The 23,729-nt window shown below is 65.2% G+C and carries 19 protein-coding genes and 1 tRNA gene; 9 read left to right on the top strand and 11 right to left on the bottom strand.

The window, feature by feature from the left end; genetic code table 11:
* Positions 1 to 15: 15 nt before the first annotated feature.
* On the bottom strand, positions 16 to 1,560 hold the full coding sequence (locus J2X67_RS09385; protein ID WP_309952437.1) for a sigma 54-interacting transcriptional regulator: 1,545 nt from the start codon (positions 1,558 to 1,560) through the stop codon (positions 16 to 18).
* Positions 1,561 to 1,717: 157 nt separating this feature from the next.
* Between J2X67_RS09385 and J2X67_RS09380 the strand changes: the two genes are divergently transcribed.
* From J2X67_RS09380 to J2X67_RS09365, 4 genes are read left to right on the top strand one after another with little or no spacing between them, the layout of a single operon-like run.
* Positions 1,718 to 2,440, top strand: a complete 723-nt coding sequence (locus J2X67_RS09380) for a CerR family C-terminal domain-containing protein (RefSeq protein WP_309952436.1) — start codon at positions 1,718 to 1,720, stop codon at positions 2,438 to 2,440.
* Positions 2,437 to 3,936: an efflux transporter outer membrane subunit gene (locus J2X67_RS09375; protein WP_309952434.1), complete on the top strand. Its 1,500-nt coding sequence runs from the start codon at positions 2,437 to 2,439 to the stop codon at positions 3,934 to 3,936. Before J2X67_RS09380 ends, J2X67_RS09375 begins: the two co-directional genes overlap by 4 nt.
* Positions 3,933 to 5,177 (top strand): efflux RND transporter periplasmic adaptor subunit, encoded by a 1,245-nt coding sequence (locus J2X67_RS09370; RefSeq protein ID WP_309952433.1) that lies wholly within the window; start codon positions 3,933 to 3,935, stop codon positions 5,175 to 5,177. The genes J2X67_RS09375 and J2X67_RS09370 overlap by 4 nt, the downstream gene beginning before the upstream one ends.
* Entirely contained in the window at positions 5,174 to 8,284 is a 3,111-nt protein-coding gene (locus J2X67_RS09365; protein ID WP_281151196.1) for an efflux RND transporter permease subunit, read from the top strand. The genes J2X67_RS09370 and J2X67_RS09365 overlap by 4 nt, the downstream gene beginning before the upstream one ends.
* Positions 8,285 to 8,563: 279 nt before the next feature.
* Here J2X67_RS09365 and J2X67_RS09360 read toward each other — a convergent pair whose 3' ends face one another.
* The 3 genes from J2X67_RS09360 to J2X67_RS09350 form a co-directional block, all read right to left on the bottom strand.
* A complete protein-coding gene (locus J2X67_RS09360) occupies positions 8,564 to 10,081 on the bottom strand; it encodes a tripartite tricarboxylate transporter permease (protein WP_281148387.1) in 1,518 nt (505 codons plus the stop codon).
* 1 nt (position 10,082) lies between these two features.
* A complete protein-coding gene (locus tag J2X67_RS09355) occupies positions 10,083 to 10,619 on the bottom strand; it encodes a tripartite tricarboxylate transporter TctB family protein (RefSeq protein ID WP_309952431.1) in 537 nt (178 codons plus the stop codon).
* Between the two features lie 104 nt (positions 10,620 to 10,723).
* Positions 10,724 to 11,683, bottom strand: coding sequence for a tripartite tricarboxylate transporter substrate binding protein (locus J2X67_RS09350; RefSeq protein WP_309952430.1), 960 nt, complete (start codon positions 11,681 to 11,683; stop codon positions 10,724 to 10,726).
* 127 nt (positions 11,684 to 11,810) lie between these two features.
* Here J2X67_RS09350 and J2X67_RS09345 point away from each other — a divergent pair, with 127 nt between their 5' ends.
* Genes J2X67_RS09345 through J2X67_RS09330 form a run of 4 tightly spaced genes read left to right on the top strand, consistent with a single transcriptional unit; the run spans position 11,811 to position 15,199 of the window.
* On the top strand, positions 11,811 to 12,491 hold the full coding sequence (locus J2X67_RS09345) for a response regulator transcription factor (protein ID WP_126749534.1): 681 nt from the start codon (positions 11,811 to 11,813) through the stop codon (positions 12,489 to 12,491).
* Complete coding sequence (locus J2X67_RS09340) at positions 12,488 to 13,909, top strand: sensor histidine kinase N-terminal domain-containing protein (RefSeq protein ID WP_309952428.1); 1,422 nt, start codon at positions 12,488 to 12,490, stop codon at positions 13,907 to 13,909. Before J2X67_RS09345 ends, J2X67_RS09340 begins: the two co-directional genes overlap by 4 nt.
* A 2-nt stretch (positions 13,910 to 13,911) precedes the next feature.
* The gene (locus tag J2X67_RS09335) at positions 13,912 to 14,346 is read left to right on the top strand and encodes an RNA-binding S4 domain-containing protein (protein ID WP_309952427.1); all 435 of its coding nucleotides are present in this window, start codon (positions 13,912 to 13,914) and stop codon (positions 14,344 to 14,346) included.
* Between the two features lie 46 nt (positions 14,347 to 14,392).
* The gene (locus tag J2X67_RS09330) at positions 14,393 to 15,199 is read left to right on the top strand and encodes a PPK2 family polyphosphate kinase (RefSeq protein ID WP_309952426.1); all 807 of its coding nucleotides are present in this window, start codon (positions 14,393 to 14,395) and stop codon (positions 15,197 to 15,199) included.
* 40 nt (positions 15,200 to 15,239) lie between these two features.
* Here the strand turns inward: J2X67_RS09330 and J2X67_RS09325 are convergent, their stop codons facing one another.
* Positions 15,240 to 15,908: a hypothetical protein gene (locus J2X67_RS09325; RefSeq protein ID WP_309952425.1), complete on the bottom strand. Its 669-nt coding sequence runs from the start codon at positions 15,906 to 15,908 to the stop codon at positions 15,240 to 15,242.
* A 288-nt stretch (positions 15,909 to 16,196) separates the two neighbouring features.
* Here J2X67_RS09325 and J2X67_RS09320 point away from each other — a divergent pair, with 288 nt between their 5' ends.
* Positions 16,197 to 18,008 (top strand): ABC transporter ATP-binding protein, encoded by a 1,812-nt coding sequence (locus J2X67_RS09320; protein ID WP_309952424.1) that lies wholly within the window; start codon positions 16,197 to 16,199, stop codon positions 18,006 to 18,008.
* Between the two features lie 47 nt (positions 18,009 to 18,055).
* On the opposite strand, the gene J2X67_RS09315 is transcribed toward J2X67_RS09320, so the two are convergent.
* The 6 genes from J2X67_RS09315 to cysS form a co-directional block, all read right to left on the bottom strand.
* Positions 18,056 to 18,148 (bottom strand) — tRNA-Ser (locus tag J2X67_RS09315).
* Between the two features lie 26 nt (positions 18,149 to 18,174).
* Positions 18,175 to 19,443: an aspartate kinase gene (locus J2X67_RS09310; RefSeq protein WP_309952422.1), complete on the bottom strand. Its 1,269-nt coding sequence runs from the start codon at positions 19,441 to 19,443 to the stop codon at positions 18,175 to 18,177.
* A 67-nt stretch (positions 19,444 to 19,510) separates the two neighbouring features.
* Positions 19,511 to 20,488: a tRNA lysidine(34) synthetase TilS gene (tilS, locus tag J2X67_RS09305; RefSeq protein ID WP_309952420.1), complete on the bottom strand. Its 978-nt coding sequence runs from the start codon at positions 20,486 to 20,488 to the stop codon at positions 19,511 to 19,513.
* 11 nt (positions 20,489 to 20,499) lie between these two features.
* Positions 20,500 to 21,480 (bottom strand): acetyl-CoA carboxylase carboxyltransferase subunit alpha, encoded by a 981-nt coding sequence (locus tag J2X67_RS09300; RefSeq protein ID WP_281148397.1) that lies wholly within the window; start codon positions 21,478 to 21,480, stop codon positions 20,500 to 20,502.
* Between the two features lie 16 nt (positions 21,481 to 21,496).
* Positions 21,497 to 22,147, bottom strand: coding sequence for a DNA-3-methyladenine glycosylase (locus J2X67_RS09295; protein ID WP_281148398.1), 651 nt, complete (start codon positions 22,145 to 22,147; stop codon positions 21,497 to 21,499).
* 17 nt (positions 22,148 to 22,164) lie between these two features.
* Positions 22,165 to 23,541: a cysteine--tRNA ligase gene (gene cysS / locus J2X67_RS09290; RefSeq protein ID WP_309952418.1), complete on the bottom strand. Its 1,377-nt coding sequence runs from the start codon at positions 23,539 to 23,541 to the stop codon at positions 22,165 to 22,167.
* Positions 23,542 to 23,729: the final 188 nt, after the last annotated feature.

The following is a 23,729-nucleotide window of genomic DNA, read 5'->3' as shown; positions in this document are numbered from 1 at the left end:
GGTGGCCTCCGCATTTCAGGCCGCGCGATCCGTGTTTGTCATACGCTCGTACAGCGTCGCCCGCGAAATACCCAGCAACCGCGACGTGGCAAGCTTGTTGCCGCCAGTTGCCGCCATTGCCGCGGCGATGGCGCGCCGTTCAAGTTCTGCCACCTGCTGAGCGAGTGGCCGCAGCAATGCGGCTTTCTCGTCGGCATCGCCGCCTGCTTGCGGCAACTCGGGTGGGGCAATCTGCTCGAGCCCCGCTTCGCGCAAGATGCGCTCGAGTTGCGCCGCGTCGATGCGCTGTGAATCGCTGCGCATGGTCACTTGCTCCAGCACATTGCGCAGCTCGCGGATGTTTCCGCGCCAATGCTGCCCTGCAAGCAGCGCCAGCGCATCGGGCGTGAGTTCTGGCGGCGCCTCGCCGCTGCGCAGCGCCATGTCTTCGCCCAGGGCTTCGACCAGCGCCGGTATGTCGCTGCGCCGCTCGCGCAGCGGCGGCACGCGCAATGGCAGCACGTTGAGGCGGTAGTACAGGTCTTCGCGAAACTGACCGCGGCGCACCAGCTCGGGCAGGTCGCGCGAGGTGGCGCCGATCACACGCGCATCGAAGGGCACGAGCTTGTTGGAGCCGAGCGGCTCGATCTCGCCCTCTTGCAGCGCACGGAGCAGCTTGGCCTGCAGGCCGAGCGGCATGTCGCCGATCTCGTCGAGGAAAAGGCTGCCGCCATCGGCCAGCTTGAACTTGCCTTCGCGCCCGCGCCGGTCGGCGCCGGTGAAGGCGCCGGGTGCAAAGCCGAAGAATTCGGCCTCCAGCAGCGTGTCGGGCACGGCCGCAATGTTGACGCTGACGAACTGCCCCTTGGCCCGCGCCGAAGACGCGTGAATCGCATGCGCGAGCAGTTCCTTGCCGGTGCCGGTTTCGCCGAGCAGCAGCACCGGACTGGTCGACTGCGCGGCGCGGCGTGCATGGCGCTTTACTTCGACCGCTGCAGGGCTGCTGCCGATAAAGCTCGCAAAGGTGTATTTGGAGCGCCGCTGGCCGTCGGCCGCATGCAGGTAGAGCGGGTTGTTGCGCTGGCTGGCCAGTTCGCGCCGCGCATCGTCGAGATCGCGCTGCAGCAGGGCAAACTTGCTGATGAGCGGCTGCAGCGTGGTTTCGGGCTGGTCGAACAGCACGATGCCGATGGCGCCGATAACCTCTCCCGCTGCGCCCTCTCGCTCGTCGTGCTCGGCACGCGACGGAATGCGGCTGACAACAAAAGTACCAGCTTTGTTGGTGAGCAAGTCGACCAGTATCGGCTCGCCGGTTTCAAGCACACGCCGCATCTGCGTGTTGGGAATGACGTCTTCGACCATGTGCCCCATGAACTGGTCGATCGAAGAAAAACCGAGCGCGGGCAAGAAGCGCCGGTAGCCTTCGTTCACCCACACGATGCGCCCGCTGCGGTCGACAAGGAACATGCCCTGGCTGATGCTCGAGAACAGATGAAACATGGAGCGCGCGGCCAGCGCGAGGATGCCCTCTGCATCGAGGGGCAAGGCGGAGGTTGCGGAAACGGGCGGAGCGGCGGACATGGGCGGATCGTAGCGTGCATCAATCCGCAACAAATCCGGCATCAATGCGGCTCGGGGATTGTCCAGAATTCACATTCAGCCGATGAGTGCGACTAAAGCCCTCATCCGGCCTTAAGTAAATCAATCGTTTGATTGCCTGCGTGGTGTAATCGCGGGCATGAGCGCCCCCGCCCTTCAAGCTATTTCTGCCCGCGCCCCCCGAAGCGACGGCGTTGAAGCGCGCCAGCGTCTTCTGTATGCCGCGCTCTCGCTCTTTGCAGCCAACGGCTACGCCAAGACCTCCACACGCGAAATTGCGCGCACGGCAGGCGTGAACATCTCGGCCATCAGCTACTACTTCGGGGACAAGGCCGGCTTGTATGCCGCGAGCTTCGGCGAGCCGATGGGCGGCAACGCCGGAGACTTCGTCCAGCTGTACGACGCACCCGACATGCCGATTGAAGAAGCGCTGCGCGTGTTCTTCACCCACATGATCGAGCCGCTCAAGCAAGGCGAGATCGTGCGGCAGTGCATCCAGCTGCACCTGCGCGAAATGCTTGAGCCGACCAGCCAGTGGGCCGAAGAAATGGAGCGCGACATCAAGGCGCCGCACAAGGCCATTGCCGGCATTCTGTGCCGCCGGCTCGGCCTGCCGCGGCCAGACGACGACGTGCATCGGCTGACCTTCGCCATCACCGGCCTTGCGATGCAGCTCTTCGTGAGCCAGGACCTCGTAGAGGCCATACGCCCCTCTTTGCTGAACACGCCGCGCAGCGTCGACACCTGGGCCCAGCGCCTCACCGGCTATGCCCTTGCATTGGTTGATGCCGAAGCCCTGCGCCGCCAGGCCGCTGCCAAGTCCGCGGCCGCACCAGTCCGATCCGGGAGAAAGAAGACATGAGAAGACTTCGATTGATCTACACGCTGTGCCTGCCGCTCGGTTTAGGGCTGGGCCTTACCGGCTGCGGGTTCATGAGGCCGCCCGCCGCCGTCGAGGCGCCGATGCCAGCGCAGTGGCACGCGCCGCTGCCGCACGGCGGCTCGCTCGCATCGTTGGCCGACTGGTGGCGCCGGCTGGACGACCCGCTGCTGGTCGAACTCATCGCCGCAGCCGAAGCCGCGAGCCCCAACGTGGCGAGCGCCGCGGCGCGGGTGGCCGAGGCCCGCTCCACCCGCATTGCAGCGGGTGCAGCGCTGCTGCCCAACCTCGATGGCACGCTGTCGGCCAGCCGCGGCGTCTCGGGCTCTTCGCTTGGCTCGGGAGCTTCAGGCGCCTCGTCGGGCAGCGGCGGTGCCACCGCACTTGCGCCGGTGACCACCCTGCAGGCGGGCCTTCAGTCGCAGTGGGAAATCGACCTGTTCGGCCGGCTGCGCGCCGACCGCGACGCAGCACGCAACCGGCAGGAGAGCGCCGATGCCAAGTGGCATGACGCGCGCGTTGCCGTGGCGGCCGAAACCGCCAACGCGTATTTCGCAGAGCGCGCCTGCCAGCAGCAACTGCGCGTGTCCGAATCCGATGCCCGCTCTCGCAGCGAGACCGCACGGCTCACTGACCTTTCGGCACGCGCCGGCTTTACCGCGCCGGCCGATGCGGCGCTTGCACGCGCCAGCGCATCCGATGCCTCGGGCCGCCTGACCCAGCAGCGCGCCCTGTGCGCCGTGCAGCGCAAGGCACTCGTTGCGCTCAGCGGTATCGACGAAACAACGCTGGAGCAAAAGCTCGCGGCCTCGCCGGCGCAGCGCCCGCTGCCGGCGGTGGGCGGCATTGCCAGCGTGCCGGCACAGGCCATCTCGCAGCGGCCCGATGTGTATTCCGCCGAACTTGGCGTAGCCGCCGCTAGCGCCGAAGTGGGCTCGGCCGAGGCCGCGCGCTATCCGCGCCTGTCGCTCTCGGGCTCCATCGGCCGCCTGCAGATTCGCACCAGCGGCTTCCGCGAATCGCTCGACACATGGACGATCGGGCCGGTGGCGCTGACGGTACCCCTGTTCGACGGCGGCACGCGCGCCGCTAACGCCGAAGCGGCGAAGGCGCGCTACACCGAGGCCGTGTCGCTCTACCGCGCCAACGTGCGCCAGGCCGTGCGCGAGGTGGAAGAAGCCCTGGTCAACCTCGACAGCACCAACGCACGCGCCACCGATGCCGACACGGCCGTGCAGAACTACCAGGCCTCGTTCGACGCCACGCAGGCGCGCTACCAGAGCGGCCTGGCCAGCCTGTTCGAACTCGAGGATTCGCGCCGCACGCTCTTCGCAGCGCAAACCGCGCGCGTCTCGCTGCAACGCGAGCGCACCGAAGCCTGGGTTGCGCTCTACCGCTCGATGGGCGGCGGATGGGCCCGTCCCGAATCGCCCTCTATGACCTCCAACCCGACCGCCAAGGTCGCGACGTCGCCATGAAAAGAATCAAACGCTCTACCCTCGTCATTGCGCTGCTGGCGCTCGTCATCGTGGTTGCCGCGGCCTTGTGGCTGACGCGCAGCAAGCCGGCAAGCGAGCCCGGCGCCGCGCCCGCGGCCGCCAAGGGCAAGGACGGCGCCGCGCCGCCACGGCCGACCTTGACGGTAACTGTCGCCAAGCCCGAGCCCACGGAGCTCACGCTCACCCTGGCGGCCAACGGCAACGTGGCTGCCTGGCAAGAAGCCAGCGTGGGCTCTGAATCGAGCGGACTCAAGCTGGCAGAGGTTCGCGTGAACGTGGGCGACGTGGTGAAGAAGGGCCAGGTGCTGGCCGTTTTCTCGCCGGAAACCGTGCGTGCCGACATCGCGCAATCGCGCGCCTCGCTTGCGGAAGCCAAGGCCACCGCGGCCGATGCCGCGGGCAACGCCGCGCGCGCCCGCACGCTGCAAGCCACGGGTGCCCTGAGCCAGCAGCAGATCAACCAGTACCAAACGGCCGAGCAGACCGCCAAGGCACGCGTCGAAGCCGCCGAGGCGGTGCTTGCCGCGCAGGAAGTACGCGGCCGCAACACACAGGTGCTGGCGCCCGACGACGGCGTGATTTCATCGCGTACCGCCACGGTCGGCAGCGTGGTTGCCGCAGGCACCGAGCTGTTCCGGCTGATCCGCCAGGGCCGGCTCGAATGGCGCGCCGAGGTTACCTCGGCCGAGCTCAGCCGCATTGCGGTGGGCACCACCGCCTTCGTTGTCAGCGCAAGCGGCGCACAGGTGCGCGGCAAGGTGCGCAGCATTGCGCCCACGGTCGATCCGCAGACGCGCGCGGCACTCGTCTATGTCGACCTGCCGAACGTGCAGCAGAACACCGGCATCAAGGCCGGCATGTTCGCGCGCGGCGACTTCGAGCTCGGTCGCAGCACGGCACCGACCGTGCCGCAGAGCTCCATCGTTCCGCGCGACGGCTTCAACAACGTCTTCATGCTGCTGCCCGACAACCGCGTGGCACAGCTCAAGGTGCAGACCGGCCGCCGGGTCGGCGAGCGCGTCGAAATAACCAGCGCCCTGCCCGAGGGCGCGCAGATCGTGGTGCAAGGCGCGGGCTTCCTGAACGACGGCGACCTGGTGCGCATTGTGGCGGCGCCCGCACCGGCAGCGGCCGGCTCCCAGCCCGCCCCATCGCCGGCACCGGCCGCATCGGCCTCCGCGGGCAACCCGGGCGCCAACGAAACAAAGGCACGCCCATGAACGTTTCCGCATGGTCCATCCGCAACCCGATTCCGGCGGTAATGCTGTTCGTGCTGCTCACCTTCGGTGGGCTGCTGTCGTTCAATGCAATGAAGGTGCAGAACTTTCCGGACATCGACCTGCCGACCGTCACGGTCTCGGCATCGCTGCCCGGCGCGGCGCCCTCCCAGCTTGAAACCGACGTTGCGCGCAAGCTCGAGAACTCCATTGCCACGGTGCAGGGCCTGAAGCACATCACGACCAAGGTGCAAGACGGTGCCGCCACGCTCATCGTCGAGTTCCGCCTCGAGAAGCCGGTGCAAGAGGCCGTGGACGACGTGCGCTCCGCGGTGCAGCGCGTGCGCGCCGACCTGCCGGCCGACGTGCGCGACCCGGTGGTCACCAAGCTCGACTTTGCCGCCCAGCCGGTGCTGGCCTTCACCATCGCCTCGTCGCGCATGGACATCGAGGCGCTCAGCTGGTACGTGGACAACGACATCACCAAGAAGCTGCTCGCGCTGCCCGGAGTGGGCGCGGTCAATCGCGTGGGCGGCGTTACGCGGCAGGTGCATGTCGACCTGGACCCCGCCAAGCTGCAGGCGCTGGGTGCTTCGGCGGCCGACATCTCGCGCCAGCTGCGCCAGGTGCAAACCGAAAGCGCGGGTGGCCGCATCGATCTGGGTGGCAGCGAACAGCCGGTGCGCACCATGGCCACGGTGCAGTCCGCCGACCAGCTTGCCGATATGCAGATTGCACTTTCGGACGGCCGCCGCATCCGGCTCGACCAGGTGGCGCGCATCAGCGACACCATTGCCGAGCCGCGCGCCGCGGCGCTGCTCAACGGCAAGCCTGTGGTCGGCTTCGAAGTGGCCCGCAGCCGCGGCGCCAGCGAAGTCGAAGTAGGCCGCGCCATCCAGAAGGCCCTGGCCGATTTGCGCGTGCAGCGCCCCGACATCGAGCTGACCGAAGCCTTCAACTTTGTCGACCCCGTCGAGGAAGAATACGACGGCTCGCTGCACCTGCTGTACGAAGGCGCAATTCTTGCCGTGATCGTGGTGTGGCTGTTCCTGCGCGACTGGCGGGCTACTTTCGTCTCGGCCGTGGCGTTGCCCATGTCCGTGATTCCGGCCTTCATCGGCATGCACCTGCTGGGCTTTTCGGTCAATGTCATTTCGCTGCTCGCGCTTTCGCTGGTGGTCGGCATATTGGTGGACGACGCCATCGTGGAGGTGGAAAACATCGTGCGCCACTTGCGCATGGGCAAGACGCCATATGAGGCCGCAATGGAGGCCGCCGACGAAATTGGCCTGGCGGTGATCGCCACCACGTTCACGCTGATTGCGGTGTTCCTGCCCACGGCCTTCATGAGCGGCGTGGCGGGCAAGTTCTTCAAGCAGTTCGGTTGGACGGCTTCGCTGGCGGTGTTTGCGTCGCTGGTGGTCGCCCGGGTGCTCACGCCGATGATGGCGGCCTACATCCTGAAGCCGGTGGTCGGCGCCGAGAAAGAACCGCGCTGGCTCACGGCCTACATGCGCGCGGTGGAATGGAGCACGCACCATCGCTTCAAGACGATGGTGTTCGCCACCCTCTTCTTCTTCGGTTCGCTGGCGATGATCCCGCTGCTGAAGACCGGCTTCATTCCGCCGGACGACAACTCGCAGACGCAGATCTATCTTTCGCTTGCGCCCGGTTCCACGCTGGCGCAGACCACCGCGGCCGCGGAAGAAACGCGAAACCGCGTGATGAAGATCCAGCACGTGAAGAGCGTCTACACCACAGTTGCGGGCGGCAGCGCGGGCGGCGACCCGTTCGCCAACTTTGGAACGCCCGAAACGCGCAAGGCCACGCTCACCATCAAGCTGGATGACCGCGGTGACCGGCCACGCAAGCAGGTGATCGAAAACCAGATCCGCGCCGCGCTCGAAACGCTGCCCGGCGTGCGCAGCACGGTGGGTCTCGGCGGTTCGGGCGAAAAGTACATCCTTGCGCTTACCGGTGAAGACCCTGCGGCCCTGGCCAGCGCAGCCAGCGCAGTCGAGAAAGACCTGCGCACGGTGCCCGGCCTTGGCAACATCACCTCCACCGCCAGCCTGATTCGCCCCGAGATTGCGGTGCGCCCCGACTTCGCGCGCGCCGCAGATCTTGGCGTGACAAGTTCCGCCATTGCCGAGACCTTGCGCGTAGCTACGCTGGGCGACTACGACCAGGCGCTGGCCAAGCTCAACCTCGCGCAGCGGCAGGTGCCCATCGTGGTGAAGCTCGAAGATTCGGCGCGCCAGAACCTGGATCTGCTCGGCCGCCTTTCGGTGCCCGGTGCCCGTGGCCCGGTCATGCTGAGCCAGGTGGCTTCATTGACCATGGAAGGCGGCCCTGCAGTCATCGACCGCTACGACCGCTCGCGCAACGTCAACTTCGAAATCGAGCTCTCGGGCGTTGGCCTCGGCGATGCAAAGGCCGCAGTCACCTCGCTCCCGTCGATGCAGAAGCTGCCACCCGGCGTGCGCGTCACGGAGATCGGCGACGCGGAAGTGATGACCGAGCTGTTCGCGAGCTTTGGCCTTGCAATGCTCACGGGCGTGCTGTGCATCTACATCGTGCTGGTGCTTCTCTTCAAGGACTTCCTGCATCCGGTGACGATTCTTTGCGCACTGCCGTTGGCGCTGGGTGGCGCATTCGTGGGCCTGCTGATCGGGCAGAAGGCGCTTTCGATGCCGTCGCTGATCGGGTTGATCATGCTGATGGGCATCGCGACCAAAAACTCGATCCTGCTGGTCGAATACGCCATCGTGGCGCGGCGCGATCACGGCATGAGCCGCTGGGATGCATTGCGCGATGCGTGCCACAAGCGCGCGCGGCCCATCATCATGACCACGCTGGCCATGGGCGCGGGCATGTTGCCGATTGCGGTGGGCCTGGGCGCGGCCGACTCGAGTTTCCGCTCGCCAATGGCAATGGCGGTGATCGGGGGGCTGATTACCTCTACCGTTCTGAGTTTGCTGGTGGTGCCGGCTGTGTTCACTTATGTGGACGACATCGAGCACTGGATTCGGCGAACTGTGCGCAAGTTGCGGGGGCAGCCGGCTGATCCGCACATCGATGATGACCTGGTCGAGGCGCCACGGACTTGAATGCGCTGCGCCCTCTTCGGTTACTGGAGAGGGCGCTTTGGCTTTCAACGGTGTTGATGCGGAGTTGCCGTTTAGGGCGTGTGCAAAGGCCACCGGGTGCTCCGCTGATCAACGACCGCTCTTTGCAACGCGCCCGTCGATGGGGTGCCTTGCGCAGCGAAATAAAGGAGGAGGCCGCAGGCCGGGGGACATTCGCGGAGTAAGGTACCCCGTCGGCGGGTGCGCCCCCCGAAGAGTGCCCCCGCACGATCAGCGCCCGCGTTAACGAGGCAAAGGAAGTTACTGGGCCGCCAGCCGAGCCAGCTTCCGATCACTCATCCGCTTGGCAACGCGCGGCAACACCAGCACAGCCACGATGATGACCACCAGCGCAATCGACATCGGCCGCTGGAAGAACACCGAGGCACTGCCTTCGCCAATCGACATGGCGTTGCGCAGTTGCGCTTCCGCAAGCGGCCCAAGAATCATGCCGACCACCACGGGAGCGGTCGGAAAGTCGAAGCGCCGCATCACCACGCCGAGCAGGCCGATGCCGTACAGCAGGAACAGGTCGAACGCGCTCTGGCGCATTCCGTAGGCACCCACCGTCGCGAAGATCAGGATGCCCGCGTAGAGCTGCGGCTTGGGAATCTTCAGCAGCTTGACCCACAGGCCGACCATCGGCAGATTGAGCACCAGCAGCATCACGTTGCCGATGTACAGCGAGGCGATCAGCGCCCACACCAGCGCGGCCGACGTGGTGAACAGTTGCGGCCCAGGCTGAATGCCGTAGTTCTGGAACGCACCCAGCAAGATTGCGGTGGTGTTCGATGTCGGAATGCCCAGCGTCAGCAGCGGAATCAGCGCCGCCGTTACCGTGGCGTTGTTGGCGGCCTCGGGGCCGGCCACGCCTTCGATGGCGCCCTTGGTGCCGAACTCGGCCTTGGCATCCGCGTCCTTGGCCAGCTTCTTTTCCGTCGCGTAGCTCAAGAACGTCGGAATCTCCGTGCCGCCGGCCGGAATGCAGCCGAACGGCGTGCCGATTGCGGTGCCGCGCAGCCATGCTGGAATCGAGCGCTTCCAGTCGCGAGCACTCATGTGCACGCGGGTCAGCTTGTTCTGGGCTTCGACCACCTTGCCCTCGTAGAGCACGGCATACAAAACCTCGGCCACCGCGAACAGGCCCACGGCCACCAGCACAATCTCGATGCCGTCGAGCAGCTCGGGAATACCGCCGGTGTAGCGGCCCTGGCCCGAGATCTGGTCCAGGCCGATACAGCCTGCCGCAAGGCCGATGAACAGGGCCGTCATGCCGCGCAGCGTGCTTTTGCCGAGCACCGCGCTCACCGTGGTGAAGGCCAGCAGCATCAGCAAGAAATACTCGGGCGGCCCAAGCTTGACCGCGAACTCGGCGACGAACGGTGCAAACAACGTAACGATGACCGTGGCGATGGTGCCTGCAACGAAGGAGCCGATGGCGGCGGTGGCGAGCGCCGCGCCAGCGCGCCCGCTCTTGGCCATCTTGTTGCCCTCCATCGCCGTGACCATGCTCGCTGTTTCACCCGGCGTGTTGAGCAGGATCGACGTGGTCGAGCCGCCGTACATGGCGCCGTAGTAAATGCCCGAGAAAAAGATCATCGAAGCGGTGATGTCGACCTTGCCGGTGATCGGCAGCAGCATGGCCACTGCCACGGCCGGGCCAATGCCCGGCAGCACACCGACGGCCGTGCCCAATGCACAGCCCACCAGGCACCAGAGCAGATTGACGGGGGTGATCGCCGCGGCGAAACCCGCCATGAGTGCGTTGAAGATTTCCATGTCAGAGCCACCCGGTCGTTGTAAGGCCCGGCAGGTTGATGGCCAGGAACTTCGTGAACATCCAGAAAACGGGCGCCGAAATGAGCGCGCCCGTCAGCAGGTCGATGGCCCAGGTGCGCGGCAGGCTGGCTGAAGCCTGCCCGCTTGCACGGCGCAGGCCCTGCACTGCGAGCACATAGCACAGCATGCAGCTCAGGATGAAGCCGAGCGTGGTGATGAGCGCTGCATTGAGCAGCAGGCCGGCCGAGACCCAGACGAAGCCCGGCCAATAGGCATGCTCTGCGCCGGAGGGCGCGTCGAGTTCACGGAAACCGCCGGTACGCGCCTCCCAAAGAATCCAGGCGCCGCACAAGGTGAGCACACCGGACACCAGCCAGGGCAGAAAGTTGGGGCCGACGCCGCCATAGCCGGCTTCTGAAGAAATGCCGATGGCGCCGAAAGCCAGCGCCAGGCCGGTCAGCAGCACGCCGGCGCCGACCAGGGTTTGCGGCCAAGTGGCCGCCGGTTGCGGCGAGACCGAGGATTCTGGAGTTGTCATTTTTTCTCCCGCAGTCAGGGAAAGGAATGGGGCCCGTTGAAGGGCCCCACTGTCGAAAGAGCCGCCGATCTCCGAAGTGCGCGAAGACTGGCGGCGGGCCAGGTTCAGATCATTCCGGACTTGGCCATGATGGCGCGCAGGCTGGCAAAGTCGTCGTCCACGAACTTGGCGAAAGCATCGCCAGACAGCACGGCCGGCGTCCAGTCGTTCTTCTTGAGCGACTCGGCCCACGACGGGCTCTTGAGCGCGGCCAGCACCATGTCGGTCAGCGCCTTGCGCTGCTCGGCGGTGATGCCGGGGGCGCCATATACGCCGCGCCAGTTGCCGATCTCGACGTCGATGCCCTGCTCCTTGAGCGTGGGCACGTTGATGCCCGGCAGGCGCTGGGCAGAGGTGACGGCGATGGGCTTCATCTTGCCGGCGGCAATGTACTCGGCAAATTCGCTGTAGCCGCTGCCGCCAACGGTGACGTTGCCGCCCAGGATTGCCGCGGTGGCCTCACCGCCTCCACGGAAGGCAACGTAGTTGATCTTGGACGGATCGGCGCCGACTTTCTGAGCGATCATGGCCGCGGCAATGTGCTCGGTGGAGCCGCGCGAACCGCCGCCCCACTTCACGCTGCCCGGGTCTTTCTTGAGCTGCTCGACCACGTCCTTCATGGTCTTGAAAGGCGAGTTGGCCGGCAGCACGAACACGTTGTATTCGGTGGTGGTGCGGACCAGCGGCGTAGCCTGCGACAGGTTGACCGGCGGCTTGCCGGTGATGATGCCGCCGAGCATGACGGAGCCCATCACCATGAGCGCGTTCGGGTCGCCCTTGGAGCCGTTCACGAACTGGGCCAGGCCCAGTGCACCCGCGGCGCCGCCCTTGTTGTCATAGGTGACCGTATCGGCCAGCTTGGCGTCGGTCAGTGCCTTGCCCAGTGCGCGGCCCGTTGTGTCCCAGCCACCGCCCGGGTTGGCTGGAATCATCATCTTGACGTTGGCAGCGGCGCGCGCCGACAACGGCAGGGCTCCGGCGGCGGCCAGCGCGGCCAATGACTTCAAAAAGGTGTCGCGACGCATCGTTGTCTCCTGAGAACTAAAGAAAACCTGACTTGGACCTGAGCCGCTATCATGCGCCGCCCCGCTGTCAGTTGGCTGTCCGCCGGACTGGGGAAAACACCGAAGTACCATTCCCCCACCACACCCCATGAAGCTGCTGCTGGTCGAAGACGATCCCTCGATGCAGGTCACCCTGCAGCGCGCCCTCGCCCGCAGCAAGATCGACGTGCGCATTTGCGGCGACGGCGCCCTGGCCGTCGAGCAATGGCGCGAACTGGAGCCCGACGTGGTCGCGCTCGACCTGAGCCTGCCCAACCTCGACGGCCTCCAGGTGCTTGCCCAGGCCCGCGCCGCGGGGCTGCGCACCCCCGTGCTGCTGCTCACTGCCCGGGGCACGGTGGGCGACCGCATCATGGGCCTGAATGCCGGGGCCGACGACTACCTGCCCAAGCCCTTCGACCTGGATGAACTCGAGGCGCGCATCCGGGCGCTCCGACGGCGCCACCAGAATGCCGGCCCCGACGTGGGCCTGAACCCCCAGGAGGTGGGCGGCCTGCGCTTCGAGCCCGAAAGCGGCGCCGTTTACCACCGCGGCGGCATCCTGGAGCTCACGCCGCGCGAGCTCGCTCTGCTCAAGGCGCTGATGATGAAACCGGGCCACGCCGTCAGCAAGGAGCGCCTGTTCGAACTGGTGTTCCCGGGCGAAACCGATGTGCAGTACGAGGCCGTGGAGGTGGTGGTGTACCGTCTTCGCAAGAAGCTCGCGGGCACGGGCGCGGCGCTGATGACGCTGCGCGGCCTGGGCTACCTGTTGCGCGCCGAACCATGAAGAAGGCCTTGTCGCTGCGCGCGAGGCTGCTGTTCGGCATTCTCGCGCCGGTGGCGCTGTTCATTGTGATCAACAGCGTGAGCCTGTACCGGCAGAGCCTGGCGGCGGCCACCACGGCCTACGACCGTACCCTGCTCGCTTCGGCGAAGACCATCGGCGAGCAGCTCGACGTGGAGGGCTACGACGAAGCAGCCCGGCTGCGCGCCATCGTTCCCTATTCCGCGCTGGAAGCCTTCGAGGCCGACAACCGCAGCCGGCTTTTCTATCGCGTTTCCGCGCTCGACGGCGAAATGGTTTCGGGCTTTGCCGAGCTGCCGTTCTGGCGTGGCCGCATTCCCGACCGGGGCGCCTATTCCGCACTGGTCGACTTCTACGACGCGCGCTTTCGCGACCAGCCGGTTCGCGTGGCCGTGCTGCTGCAACCGGTGGCAAGCGGCAAAGGGCGCGGCATGGCCGTGGTGCAGGTGGCCGAAACGCTGGAACTGCGCGAAACGCTGGTGCGCAAGCTGCTCATCGACATGCTGTGGCGACAGTTGCTGCTGATGGGTGTGATCGCACTGGTCACCGTGCTCGTGGTGCAGCGCGCCACGCGGCCGGTGCGGGAGCTTGGCGAAGCCATCGAGAAGCGCGCGGCCGACGATTTTTCTCCGATCGACGCGCCCGATGCGCCGCGCGAACTGCGCCCGCTGGTCGATGCCACCACCGAGGTCATGGGCCGGCTGCAGCGCCTGCTCGACCACCAGAAACGCTTTGTCCGCGACAGCGCTCATCAGTTGCGCACCCCCTTGGCCGTGCTGAAGGCACAGGTGCAGTCGGCGCGGCGCGGCGACGTAGGGCCCGAGCAGGCGTTGGCCGAAATCAGCCACACCGTGGAACGCGCCACGACGCTCGCCAACCAGATGCTCTCGCTTGCCAAGGTGGAGCAGTTGCGCCAGCAGCCGGAATCGGTTCCGCTCGAACTCGGCGAAGTGGCGCGGCAGATTGCGCTCGACCTCTCGCCGCTCATCGCCGACAAGGCCCTCGACTTCGAACTGGCCGTCGACCAGCCCGTCACCGTGCGCGCGCACCGCTGGATGCTGCAGGAACTCACGCGCAACCTGTTGCACAACGCCATCAAGCAGAGCCCGCGCGGGGGCGCACTTTCGGTCCTGGTGCAATCCACGGGCGATGAAGCGGTGCTGACGGTGCGCGACGAGGGCCCCGGCATTTCTGCTGACCTCCGCCAGCGCCTGTTTGCGCCCTTCTCCGCCGGCGACTCCGGCAGCGGCTCCGGATTGGGCCTGGCAATCTGCCGTGAGATCGTTCTGGCGCTCGGCGGGCGCATCAGCCTCGACAACCGCAGCGTGCAGGAAAATTCCGCACAGGTGGTCGGGCTCGACGCTGTCGTGCGGCTCCCTCTCTACCACCACAATTCTTGACTATGGATCGCTTGCGCATCGACAAATGGCTTTGGGCCGCCCGCTTCTTCAAGACGCGGTCTTTGGCTGCGGAAGAGATCGGCAAGAACCGGGTGCAAGTGAACGGCGACGTTGCAAAGGCCTCCCGCGAGGTCAAGGCGGGCGACACCGTGGCCATTCGGCTGGGCCCCGTCACGCGAACGGTCATGGTGCGCGGCCTGAGCGGCCAGCGCGGCCCCGCGCCGGTGGCGCAGCAGCTCTATGAAGAAACGGCGGAGAGCATTGCCGCGCAGGCAGCCGCGCGCGAACAACGCCGCATGGGCAGCGAGCCGGCCCTGGCCATCGAACAAGGACGGCCCACCAAGCGCGACCGCCGCGAACTCGACGGTGCGGCGCGCCACGCCGACTGGGACAACCGCTGGAGCGCCTCCATCGATCCCGACGAGAACGATCGCTGACCGGCCGATCGCGTACGCTGCGTGTTTTTGCACGGAGCTCCGGTTCATGGCCAGCCTTAAAAAATACCGCGTCGGCAGCAGCTTCCAACTCTCGCAGGTGAGCCCTGGAGAAACGCCGTTTCTCGAAGGCAATGAAGCAGCGCAAATCGCCGAAATAGATGAGCTGGCGGCCGAACTCGACGAAATGCAAGACCTGCTGCATGCGGAAGGCCGCCGCAAGGTGTTGCTGGTGCTGCAAGGCATGGACACCAGCGGCAAGGACGGCACCGTGCGCTGGGTCTTTTCACGCACCTCGCCGCTCGGCGTTCGCGTTACGGCGTTCAAGGCGCCCACTGAGGACGAGCGCGCACGCGACTACCTCTGGCGCTGCCACGCGGTTGTGCCGCGCAATGGGGAGATCGCGGTATGGAACCGCAGCCACTACGAAGACGTGCTGGTGCCGGTGGTCGAAGGCTGGATCGACAAGGCCGAGGCCAAGCGGCGCTATGCACAGATCAACGACTTCGAGCGCCTGCTGGTAGAAACAGGAACGGTGGTGGTCAAGTGCATGCTGCACATCGACAAGGACGAACAGCGCGAGCGCCTTCAGGCGCGCATCGATACACCCGGCAAGCAATGGAAGTTCAGCATGGGCGACCTCGAAGTGCGCACCAAGTGGAGCGCCTACCAGCAGGCCTACGACAAGGCGCTGCGTGCCACTTCGACGGACCACGCGCCCTGGTACGTGATACCCGCCAACCACAAGCGCCATCGCAACCTGATGATTGCCAAGCTGCTCATGAAGACCCTGCGGGAAATGAAGCTCAAGGCACCGCCTGCGGATCCGGCGCTCAAGGGAATGATCATCAAGTGAGCGTTGCCGCCGATGCGCGCCAAAGGCACGCCGGGCCGCATCAGGAGCGGCGGACCGGCGACTGGCCGAGCACCCTGCACTTGCCGAATTCGCAGCGCACGGCCAAGGTTGCGCCGTTCGAGCACGGCACGTTGTAGGCTTCGTAGCCGGGGCCCTTGGCCGTCAGTTCCGCACGCGGCTGAATGCTGCATCGGCCAGCCTTGGCAAGGACTTCGGCGTTGTAGGTGTCCACACCCGTACGGCGAGGCGCCAGCACCACTTCCGGATTGAAGGAGTGGCCGTAGAAAGAGTCGCGCACGTTCGGGTCGAGATTGCGGTAGCCCCGCTTTGCCATGCAGTGCACGATGGCGGTCTGCTGGTGCTCGGCGATCAGCTCTGCATCAGGGCGGTACGACATGTCGATGATGGCGGCCGCAATGCCGCCTTGAGCTGCTGCAGCGACGATGCCCTGGCCGTGTACGGTGATCAGCCCCAAGCCCAGCGCAAACCACATGGCATCGCCCGTTTCGCTGCGCGCGGTGATCCGCGTCGCCGCGATGCGGCAATCGGCCACGTCGCTGTCGTATCGGGTCTTGTCGACGCCTTCCATGGCCACCATGGGCACATAGGAGAGCCCCGACCCTGTTCCAGGCTCCGTTGGTGTCGGCGGCGTGCTGACGCACCCGGCCAATGCAACAACAGCGCACACGACGCTCAGCAGCAGCTTCATGGAGATCCCTCGTCCTCTTCGCGATAGTTCGGGCGATTTAACCATACAGATGGTTACTTTTGTCCCAGATTTGTCGCAAAGCTGCTACGCCGCGGGCGGTTGTACGAGATTTATTTACGTTGGTTTCGGAGCAGGCGGGCCCACGGGCTTGTTGGCAAAGGTTTCGCGCCAGCGAATCTGAGTACTTTGGCAAACCTTTCGACCCGAGGGCGGTTCAAGCCATTGCGGAAGCCGTGCCACGATATGCAGCATGTACCGACAGGTCTCATCAAAGGAGCAGCACCGCGCATGAACAAGAACCCCGGCACAGCCATCCGCGAACTCTACGCAGCGCTCTGGCACTTTGCCGCGGGTGCCCGTGGGCAGTTGCTGGGGGCCACGGCCCTGCTCGGCGCTTCTCAGTTGATTCGGCTCACCCTGCCCTACCTTGCAGGCCAGGCGATCAATGCCCTGCAGCGCAACGAATTCGGCACGGCAGGCCGCTGGATTGCCACCCTGGCGGGCGTATATGTGGGCGCCTGGGCATTGCACGGCCCTGGCCGCATCCTCGAGCGCAACGTGGGCGTGAAGGTGCGCGAGGCCTTGGCCGATCGACTCTACGCGCGCATTGCTGCTGCGCCGCTCGTCTGGCATGACAGCCACCATTCGGGCGAGTTGCAGCATCGCGTGCACCAAGCCAGCCGGGCACTGTCGGACTTTGCGCAGAACCAGTTCATCTGGCTTACCAACGCAGTGAACTTCGTCGGGCCGTTGGTCGCCCTTGCGCTGCTGTCGCGCACCAGCGGCGTTACGGCGCTGGGCGGTTATGTGCTCATCGCCATCGTCATCCTTCAGATCGACAAGGCGCTGATGCGCCTTGCCCGCGCCGAGAATGACGCCGACCGGCGCTATGTGGCAGCCCTGCTCGACTTTCTGGGCAATGCCTCGACGGTGATCGGCCTGCGCCTCCAGGGTGCGTCGCGCCTGCTGCTGCGCCGCCGCATGGCCGCGATATCGCTGCCCCTCAAACGCACAGTCGTTCTGAACGAAGGCAAGTGGTTTGCAGTCGACCTGATGGGGCTGGCGCTGACCTGGGGCCTGGTGGTGGTCTATGTGTGGCAGGCGCGCACCCCGGGGCAGGCGGTGATGCTGGGAGCGGTGTTCATGATCTACCAATATGCGCAGCAGGCCGCCGGTGTGGTGACATCGGTCGCGGCCAATTTTTCTTTCTTCGCGCGCATGCACACCGACTACAGCAGCGCCGAACCGATCTGGCAGGCGCCGATGAACAGCGCGGAAGAAACATCGCCCGATCAAGTCCCCGAGCACGAGCGCATCGAGCCCGACGCCGCATGGCAAATGCTGCAGGTCGAGGGCTTGCAGTGGAACTACGCACCGCGAGGCGCGGTGGCCGTGGCCGATGAAGAACCCGTTCGCGGCGGCCTCAAGGCCGTCACCCTGACTCTTCGCCGCGGGGAACGCATCGCGCTCGTCGGTCCGAGCGGTGGCGGCAAGAGCACCTTGCTGCGCGTGCTCGCGGGCCTGTACGCGCCGCACGGAGGCACGCTGGCAATCGACGGGCAGCAGGCGGATTGGGCCCAACTGCGCCGCATTGCCACGCTGATTCCGCAAGAAACCGAAGTGTTCGAAGCCAGCGTGCGCGAGAACCTTTCGTTCGGCCGCCCGTTCACCGATGAGTCGTTGAACGCCGCCCTGCACGCGAGCGCATTCGACGAAGTGCTGAAGGCCACCAGCGGCGACCTGGACACGCCGGTTTCTGAACGCGGGTTCAACCTGTCCGGAGGCCAGCGCCAGCGCCTTTGCCTTGCGCGTGGAGTGCTCGCGGCCCAGGGCAGTTCGCTGCTGCTCCTCGACGAACCCACCAGTGCGCTGGACGCGGGCACCGAAGCCCGCGTGCTCGAACGAATTGCGAACGCATTCCCCCGTGCCTGTGTCATTGCTTCGATCCATCGGCTGAGCCTGCTCGACCGCTTCGACACCGTGGTGGTGATGGAGGCCGGCAGAGTGCTCGATGCGGGGCCCCGCGATGAGGTGTTGAAGCGCCAGCCGCTGCTGCAACGGCTGGTTGCGCCGGGCGAGCGGGAAAGCGTTTCCCAATGAAAAACGCACCCGAAGGTGCGTTTTAAAAGCGTCATGAACGCTGGGTCTGGCGGAACCGGAGGGATTCGAACCCTCGATGAGGCTCTACACCCCATACTCCCTTAGCAGGGGAGCACCTTCGGCCACTCGGTCACAGTTCCTGAAAGAAGCCGAGATTATGCCACTGTCAGGCGGCAGGTTGGTCCAGATCGAAGGCTTTGTGCAACGCGCGCACGGCCAATTCCATATATTTTTCGTCGATCACGACCGAGGTCTTGATCTCGCTGGTCGAAATCATCTGGATGTTGATGCCCTCTTCGCTCAGCACGCGGAACATCTTGCTGGCCACGCCCACGTGGCTGCGCATGCCGATGCCCACGATGCTGACCTTGCAGATCTTGGTGTCGCCCACGATCTCGGTCGCACCCAGCGAGGGCATGACCTTCGATTGCAGCAGGTCGACCGTTTTCGCATACTCGTTGCGGTGCACGGTAAAGCTGAAGTCGGTGCGGCCGTCCTTGCTGAGGTTCTGGATGATCACGTCGACCTCGATGTTGGCGTCTGCCACGGCACCGAGGATGTGATATGCGATGCCCGGCTTGTCGGGCACGCCCAGCACCGAGATCTTGGCTTCGTCGCGGTTGAAAGCGATGCCTGATACAACGGCTTGTTCCATGTTTTCGTCTTCCTCGAAAGTGATCAGCGTGCCGGACTTGGCCTCTTCATTGATGTCGATGTCCCACGGCGTGAAGCTCGAAAGCACGCGCAGTGGCACCTTGTATTTGCCGGCGAATTCCACCGAGCGGATTTGCAGCACCTTGGAACCGAGGCTTGCCATTTCGAGCATCTCTTCGAAGCTCACGGTCGAGAGCCGGCGTGCATCGGGCTCCACGCGCGGGTCGGTCGTGTAGACGCCGTCTACGTCGGTGTAGATCAGGCACTCGTGCGCCTTCATTGCAGCGGCAATGGCCACGGCCGAAGTGTCGCTGCCGCCGCGGCCCAGGGTGGTGATGTTGCCGCTGTCGTCAACGCCCTGAAAGCCGGTAATGACAACCACCTTGCCGGCGTCCAGGTCGGCGCGCACGCGCTCGTCGTCGATGCTCTCGATGCGGGCCTTGGTGTAGGAGTTGTCGGTGCGCACCGACACCTGCCAGCCCGCGTAGCTCACGGCTTCCATGCCTTCGGCTTGCAGGGCAATGGCCAGCAGGGCGGACGAGGCCTGCTCGCCGGTGGCGGCGAGCATGTCGAGTTCGCGGCCGTGGGACTCGCCAGGTTTGCTCGGTGCCAGCTCCTTGGCCAGGCCGAGCAGGCGATTGGTTTCGCCGCTCATGGCACTCGGGACCACGATCATCTGGTGGCCGGCGCGCGCCCACTTGGCGACGCGCTTGGCGACATTCTTGATGCGCTCGGTCGAGCCCATCGACGTACCGCCGTATTTGTGAACGATCAATGCCATGGGTGAATTCAGAGAAAAAGAAAGGGCCGCTCCACTCCTGAGTGCCTGCGCGGCGCCCTGCAAGCCGTCAGCGCGAAGCCTTGGGCGAGGGCCTGGAATTGTACCAATGCAAAAAATCGCCCCTGCGCTCGACAAAACCATTGGCCACCTTGAGGTGGATGCGATGGCCTCGCGTAGTGCACGCTTGCAACTGGCTCATCAATTGGTCGAGCTGCGCGGCGCTGGGTGCGCAGCCGTGCGCCTGCATCAGCCAATGCCGCAGCACATTGGCCTGGCGCGCTTTCGAAAGTGCCCGCAGCGCCGCAATGCTCGGCGGATTGCCCACTGCTGCCAGGTCTTGCGCTGCAAGTTCGCCCAGCAGTTCTTGCGCCTGCGCGGCGTGGCCGACGCTGCGAGCGAAGGTGGAACGGAATTGCGGAAAAGTCTGCGCCAGCGCAGGCAGCAGCATGGCGCGAATGCGGTTTCGGGTGTAGCGCTCGTCCTGGTTGGTCGGATCTTCGATCCATGGCAAGCCGAGGTCTTTCAACCAGGCGCGGATGTCGGCGCCAGGCACCGCCAGCAGCGGCCGGTAGATGTCGAGGCCATTGCGCTGCGCATGGGCCGGCATGGCAGCCAGCCCCGGCATTCCCGCGCCCCGGGAGAGCGCCAGCAGCAGAGTCTCCACCTGGTCGTCAGCGTGGTGCCCGAGAACTATCGATTTGATAGCGCCTGCCGGCTCGACTGAGCTGGCCATGGCCGCAAAGGCTTGGTAGCGGGCACGCCGTGCCGCGTCTTCGGGGCTGTCGCCCTGCGCGTGCCGGGCATCGACACGGTGCACCACCAGCGGCACGCCGAGCCGCTCGCACACCGCGGCGCAATGGCGCTCGAAATCGTCGGCCGCAGCTTGCAAGCCATGGTGTACGTGAAACGCAACCACCTGCCTTGGCCAAGCCGATGCGCAAGCGGCGAGCAAGGCAGTGGAATCAGCCCCGCCGCTGAAGCCGACCGCCAGCGGCAGATGCGCCGGCTCGAACGCGGCCATCGCGCGTTCGAAGGCTTCGTTCATGGGGCGCTTGCTTACCTGCCGGTGTCGGCCTTGGTGTCGTTGAACCGCCCGTAGCTTTGCAGGCGTTCGTAGCGGCGGTCGAGCAGCTCTTTCGGCTTCAGGTCGCTGACCTGGCGGAAGGCGTCGTTGAGCGCGCGCTTCAGAAAAGCCGCCATCTGGCGATGGTCGCGGTGCGCGCCGCCGACTGGCTCATTCACGATCTTGTCTACCAGGCCCAGCGCCTTCAGGCGGTGCGCGGTAATGCCAAGGGCATCGGCCGCTTCCTGCGCCTTGTCGCTGGTCTTCCAGAGAATGGAGGCGCAACCTTCGGGGCTGATCACCGAGTAGATGGAATACTGCAGCATCACGAGCTGGTCGCCGACCGAAATCGCGAGCGCACCGCCGGAGCCGCCTTCGCCGATGATGGTCACGATGATCGGCACTTCGAGCTGCGCCATCTCGTAGATGTTGCGGCCAATGGCTTCGGACTGGCCGCGCTCTTCGGCATCGATGCCGGGATAGGCACCGGGTGTATCGACGAAAGTGAAGACCGGCAGCTTGAATTTTTCAGCGGTCTTCATGAGCCGCAATGCCTTGCGATAGCCCTCGGGCTTGCTCATGCCGAAGTTGCGCGCCGTACGCTCCCTGGTGTCGCGCCCCTTCTGGTGGCCGAGCACCATGCAAGGCGTGCCATTGAAACGCGCGAGCCCGCCAACAATCGAAAGATCATCCGCAAAATGGCGGTCGCCATGCAGTTCGACGAAATCGGTGAAGATTTCGTTGACGTAGTCGAGCGTGTACGGGCGCTCCGGATGCCGTGCGATCTTGGTGATCTGCCAGGGCGTCAGGTCGCTGTAGATGTCTTTGGTGAGCTGCTGGCTTTTCTTGCCCAGCTGGTCGATTTCCTCCGAGATGTCGACCGCCGATTCGGTCTGTACATAGCGCAGTTCTTCGATCTTGGATTCGAGTTCAGCAATGGGCTGCTCGAAGTCGAGGAAGGTTCGTTTCGCCAACGTCTTCTCCTGTTGTTCAGTATGCGACCGGTACCGGGTCGAGCGAGCGCCAAATATACCAAGTTGCCACACTGCAAAATGGTGCCCAGGCCACGGCGACGTCGCGGGCATCGCTGCGGCTCACGGGATCGCCCGAAAAATAGTTGACGCTGATGCCGTTGAGCAGGCCCAGGTCGTCCACGGGCAGCACATTCGGCCGCATCAGGTGAAAGATGAGGAACATCTCGGCCGTCCAGCGGCCGATGCCGCGAATGGCCACGAGCTCCTCGATGATGAGCTCGTCCGACATGTCCTTCCAGGCATCGACGTGCACCGCGCCGGAATCGAAGTGAATGGCCAGGTCGACCAGGTATTCGACCTTGCGCGCCGACAGCCCAGCCGCGCGCATGTCGTCTACCTTGAGCTTGAGCACGTTGGCCGGGGTCAGCTTGCGCGGCAACACCGCGAACTTGTCCCAGACGGTCTGCGCAGCCTTCACCGAAATCTGCTGGCCCACGATGCTGCGCGCGAGCGTGGTGAATGCGTCGCCGCGCGACTCGAGGCATGCATCGCCGAATTTCGGGATCAACCGCTTCATGACGCGGTCTTTCTTGGCGAGGTGCTTGCAGGCCTCCTCCCAATAGTCGGGCGTGAAGATCTGCACGCTCGATTTCTTGGTTGCAGGCATGGGGTTGGTGGTTCCGTTCACTGCGCTGCGGCCCAGGTCGTGCCAGTGGGCGAATCCTTGAGAACAATGCCCTGCGCAAGAAGGTCGTTGCGGATGCGGTCGGCCTCGGCAAAGTTCTTTGCGGCCTTGGCGGCCGCGCGCGCATCGATTTGCGCCTGGATGGTGGCTTCGTCGAGCGTGGTGCCGGCTCGAAGGAAGTTTGTTGGATCGCTTTGCAGGATGTTCAGGCATCCGCCCAAGGCTTTCAGCAGGCCGGCCTGCGCCGCCGACCGCGTGCGGTTCACCTCGCCTGCCAGATCGAACAGCACCGCAACGGCTTCGGGCGTTGCAAAGTCTTCGTCCATTGCGGACTTGAAGCGCGCCGCGTACGGATCGCTCCAGTCGATGGCCACGGCTTGCGGCGCAACCAGCTCGAGCGCCGTATAGAGCCGCTTCAGCGAATTGCGGGCATCGTCCAGGTGCACGTCGCTGTAGTTGAGCGGCCGGCGATAGTGCGCCCGCACAACAAAGAAGCGAACGGTTTCGGCGTCGTACTTCTTGAGCACGTCGCGAATCAGGAAGAAGTTGCCCAGGCTCTTGGACATCTTCTCGTTGTCGGTCACGATGAAGCCGTTGTGCATCCAGTAGTTGGCCAGCGGCTTGCCCGTTGCACCTTCGCTCTGCGCAATTTCGTTCTCGTGATGCGGAAACTGCAGGTCTTCGCCGCCGCCGTGGATGTCCAGCGTCTCGCCGAGCAGTTCGCAAGCCATGGCCGAGCATTCGATGTGCCAACCGGGGCGGCCGGGACCGAACTCGCTGGCCCACTTCACCTCGTCGGGTTCGCTTGCCTTGGCGCTCTTCCAGAGCACGGGATCGAGCGGGTCGTCCTTGCCGTCGAGCACGGCCACGCGCTCGCCCGCATGCAGCTCGTCGATGGACTTGCCGCTGAGCTTGCCGTACCCCGGAAACTTGCGAATCGCATAGTTCACGTCGCCGTTGTCCGAGCGATAGGCGAGGCCCTTCTTCTCGAGCGTGCCGATCATCGACAGCATCTGCGGAATGTAGTCGGTGGCGCGGGGTTCGTGGCTGGGCCGCTCGATGCCGAGCGCGTCGGCGTCTTCGTGCAGCGCGTCGATCATGCGATCGGTGAGCGAGCGGATCGTCTCGCCGTTTTCGACCGCGCGGCGGATGATCTTGTCGTCGATGTCGGTGATGTTGCGAACGTAGGTCACTGCGTAGCCGCTGGCCCTGAGCCAGCGCTGCACCAGGTCGAAGGCGATCATCGAGCGTGCATGGCCCAGGTGGCACAGGTCATAGACCGTCATGCCGCAAACGTACATGCGCACCTGACCCGGTTGCAATGGGGAGAACTCCTCCAGTTCACGCGAAAGCGTGTTGTAGATGCGCAGACTCATGAGGCTCGGAAAGCGTCGCTTCGCGCACGTGCGGCACGGGCGAACGACGTTGATTTCAGGGGTGACGGGGCAGTGGCCGCGAGGGGTTGGACATGGCCCCTCGGCTACAATGCTTCGCAGTATAAACGGCTGCTGCCGTGTACATTCCGGGTGTTTTCGAGGCCCGCATTTCCCAATCTTGCCGAGGC

Source organism: Variovorax sp. 3319 (assembly GCF_031456585.1).
Taxonomy (GTDB): domain Bacteria; phylum Pseudomonadota; class Gammaproteobacteria; order Burkholderiales; family Burkholderiaceae_C; genus Variovorax; species Variovorax paradoxus_P.
The sequence above is the reverse complement of the archived record's forward strand: the minus strand, read 5'-3'. Positions and strand labels throughout refer to the sequence as shown.

Bases quoted from the DNA above. Each gene is read 5' to 3' on its own strand.
- J2X67_RS09385 (WP_309952437.1), bottom strand. From the start codon at position 1,560: ATGTCCGCCGCTCCGCCCGTTTCCGCAACCTCCGCCTTGCCCCTCGAT.
- J2X67_RS09380 (WP_309952436.1), top strand. From the start codon at position 1,718: ATGAGCGCCCCCGCCCTTCAAGCTATTTCTGCCCGCGCCCCCCGAAGC.
- J2X67_RS09375 (WP_309952434.1), top strand. From the start codon at position 2,437: ATGAGAAGACTTCGATTGATCTACACGCTGTGCCTGCCGCTCGGTTTA.
- J2X67_RS09370 (WP_309952433.1), top strand. From the start codon at position 3,933: ATGAAAAGAATCAAACGCTCTACCCTCGTCATTGCGCTGCTGGCGCTC.
- J2X67_RS09365 (WP_281151196.1), top strand. From the start codon at position 5,174: ATGAACGTTTCCGCATGGTCCATCCGCAACCCGATTCCGGCGGTAATG.
- J2X67_RS09360 (WP_281148387.1), bottom strand. From the start codon at position 10,081: ATGGAAATCTTCAACGCACTCATGGCGGGTTTCGCCGCGGCGATCACC.
- J2X67_RS09355 (WP_309952431.1), bottom strand. From the start codon at position 10,619: ATGACAACTCCAGAATCCTCGGTCTCGCCGCAACCGGCGGCCACTTGG.
- J2X67_RS09350 (WP_309952430.1), bottom strand. From the start codon at position 11,683: ATGCGTCGCGACACCTTTTTGAAGTCATTGGCCGCGCTGGCCGCCGCC.
- J2X67_RS09345 (WP_126749534.1), top strand. From the start codon at position 11,811: ATGAAGCTGCTGCTGGTCGAAGACGATCCCTCGATGCAGGTCACCCTG.
- J2X67_RS09340 (WP_309952428.1), top strand. From the start codon at position 12,488: ATGAAGAAGGCCTTGTCGCTGCGCGCGAGGCTGCTGTTCGGCATTCTC.
- J2X67_RS09335 (WP_309952427.1), top strand. From the start codon at position 13,912: ATGGATCGCTTGCGCATCGACAAATGGCTTTGGGCCGCCCGCTTCTTC.
- J2X67_RS09330 (WP_309952426.1), top strand. From the start codon at position 14,393: ATGGCCAGCCTTAAAAAATACCGCGTCGGCAGCAGCTTCCAACTCTCG.
- J2X67_RS09325 (WP_309952425.1), bottom strand. From the start codon at position 15,908: ATGAAGCTGCTGCTGAGCGTCGTGTGCGCTGTTGTTGCATTGGCCGGG.
- J2X67_RS09320 (WP_309952424.1), top strand. From the start codon at position 16,197: ATGAACAAGAACCCCGGCACAGCCATCCGCGAACTCTACGCAGCGCTC.
- J2X67_RS09310 (WP_309952422.1), bottom strand. From the start codon at position 19,443: ATGGCATTGATCGTTCACAAATACGGCGGTACGTCGATGGGCTCGACC.
- tilS (WP_309952420.1), bottom strand. From the start codon at position 20,488: ATGAACGAAGCCTTCGAACGCGCGATGGCCGCGTTCGAGCCGGCGCAT.
- J2X67_RS09295 (WP_281148398.1), bottom strand. From the start codon at position 22,147: ATGCCTGCAACCAAGAAATCGAGCGTGCAGATCTTCACGCCCGACTAT.
- cysS (WP_309952418.1), bottom strand. From the start codon at position 23,541: ATGAGTCTGCGCATCTACAACACGCTTTCGCGTGAACTGGAGGAGTTC.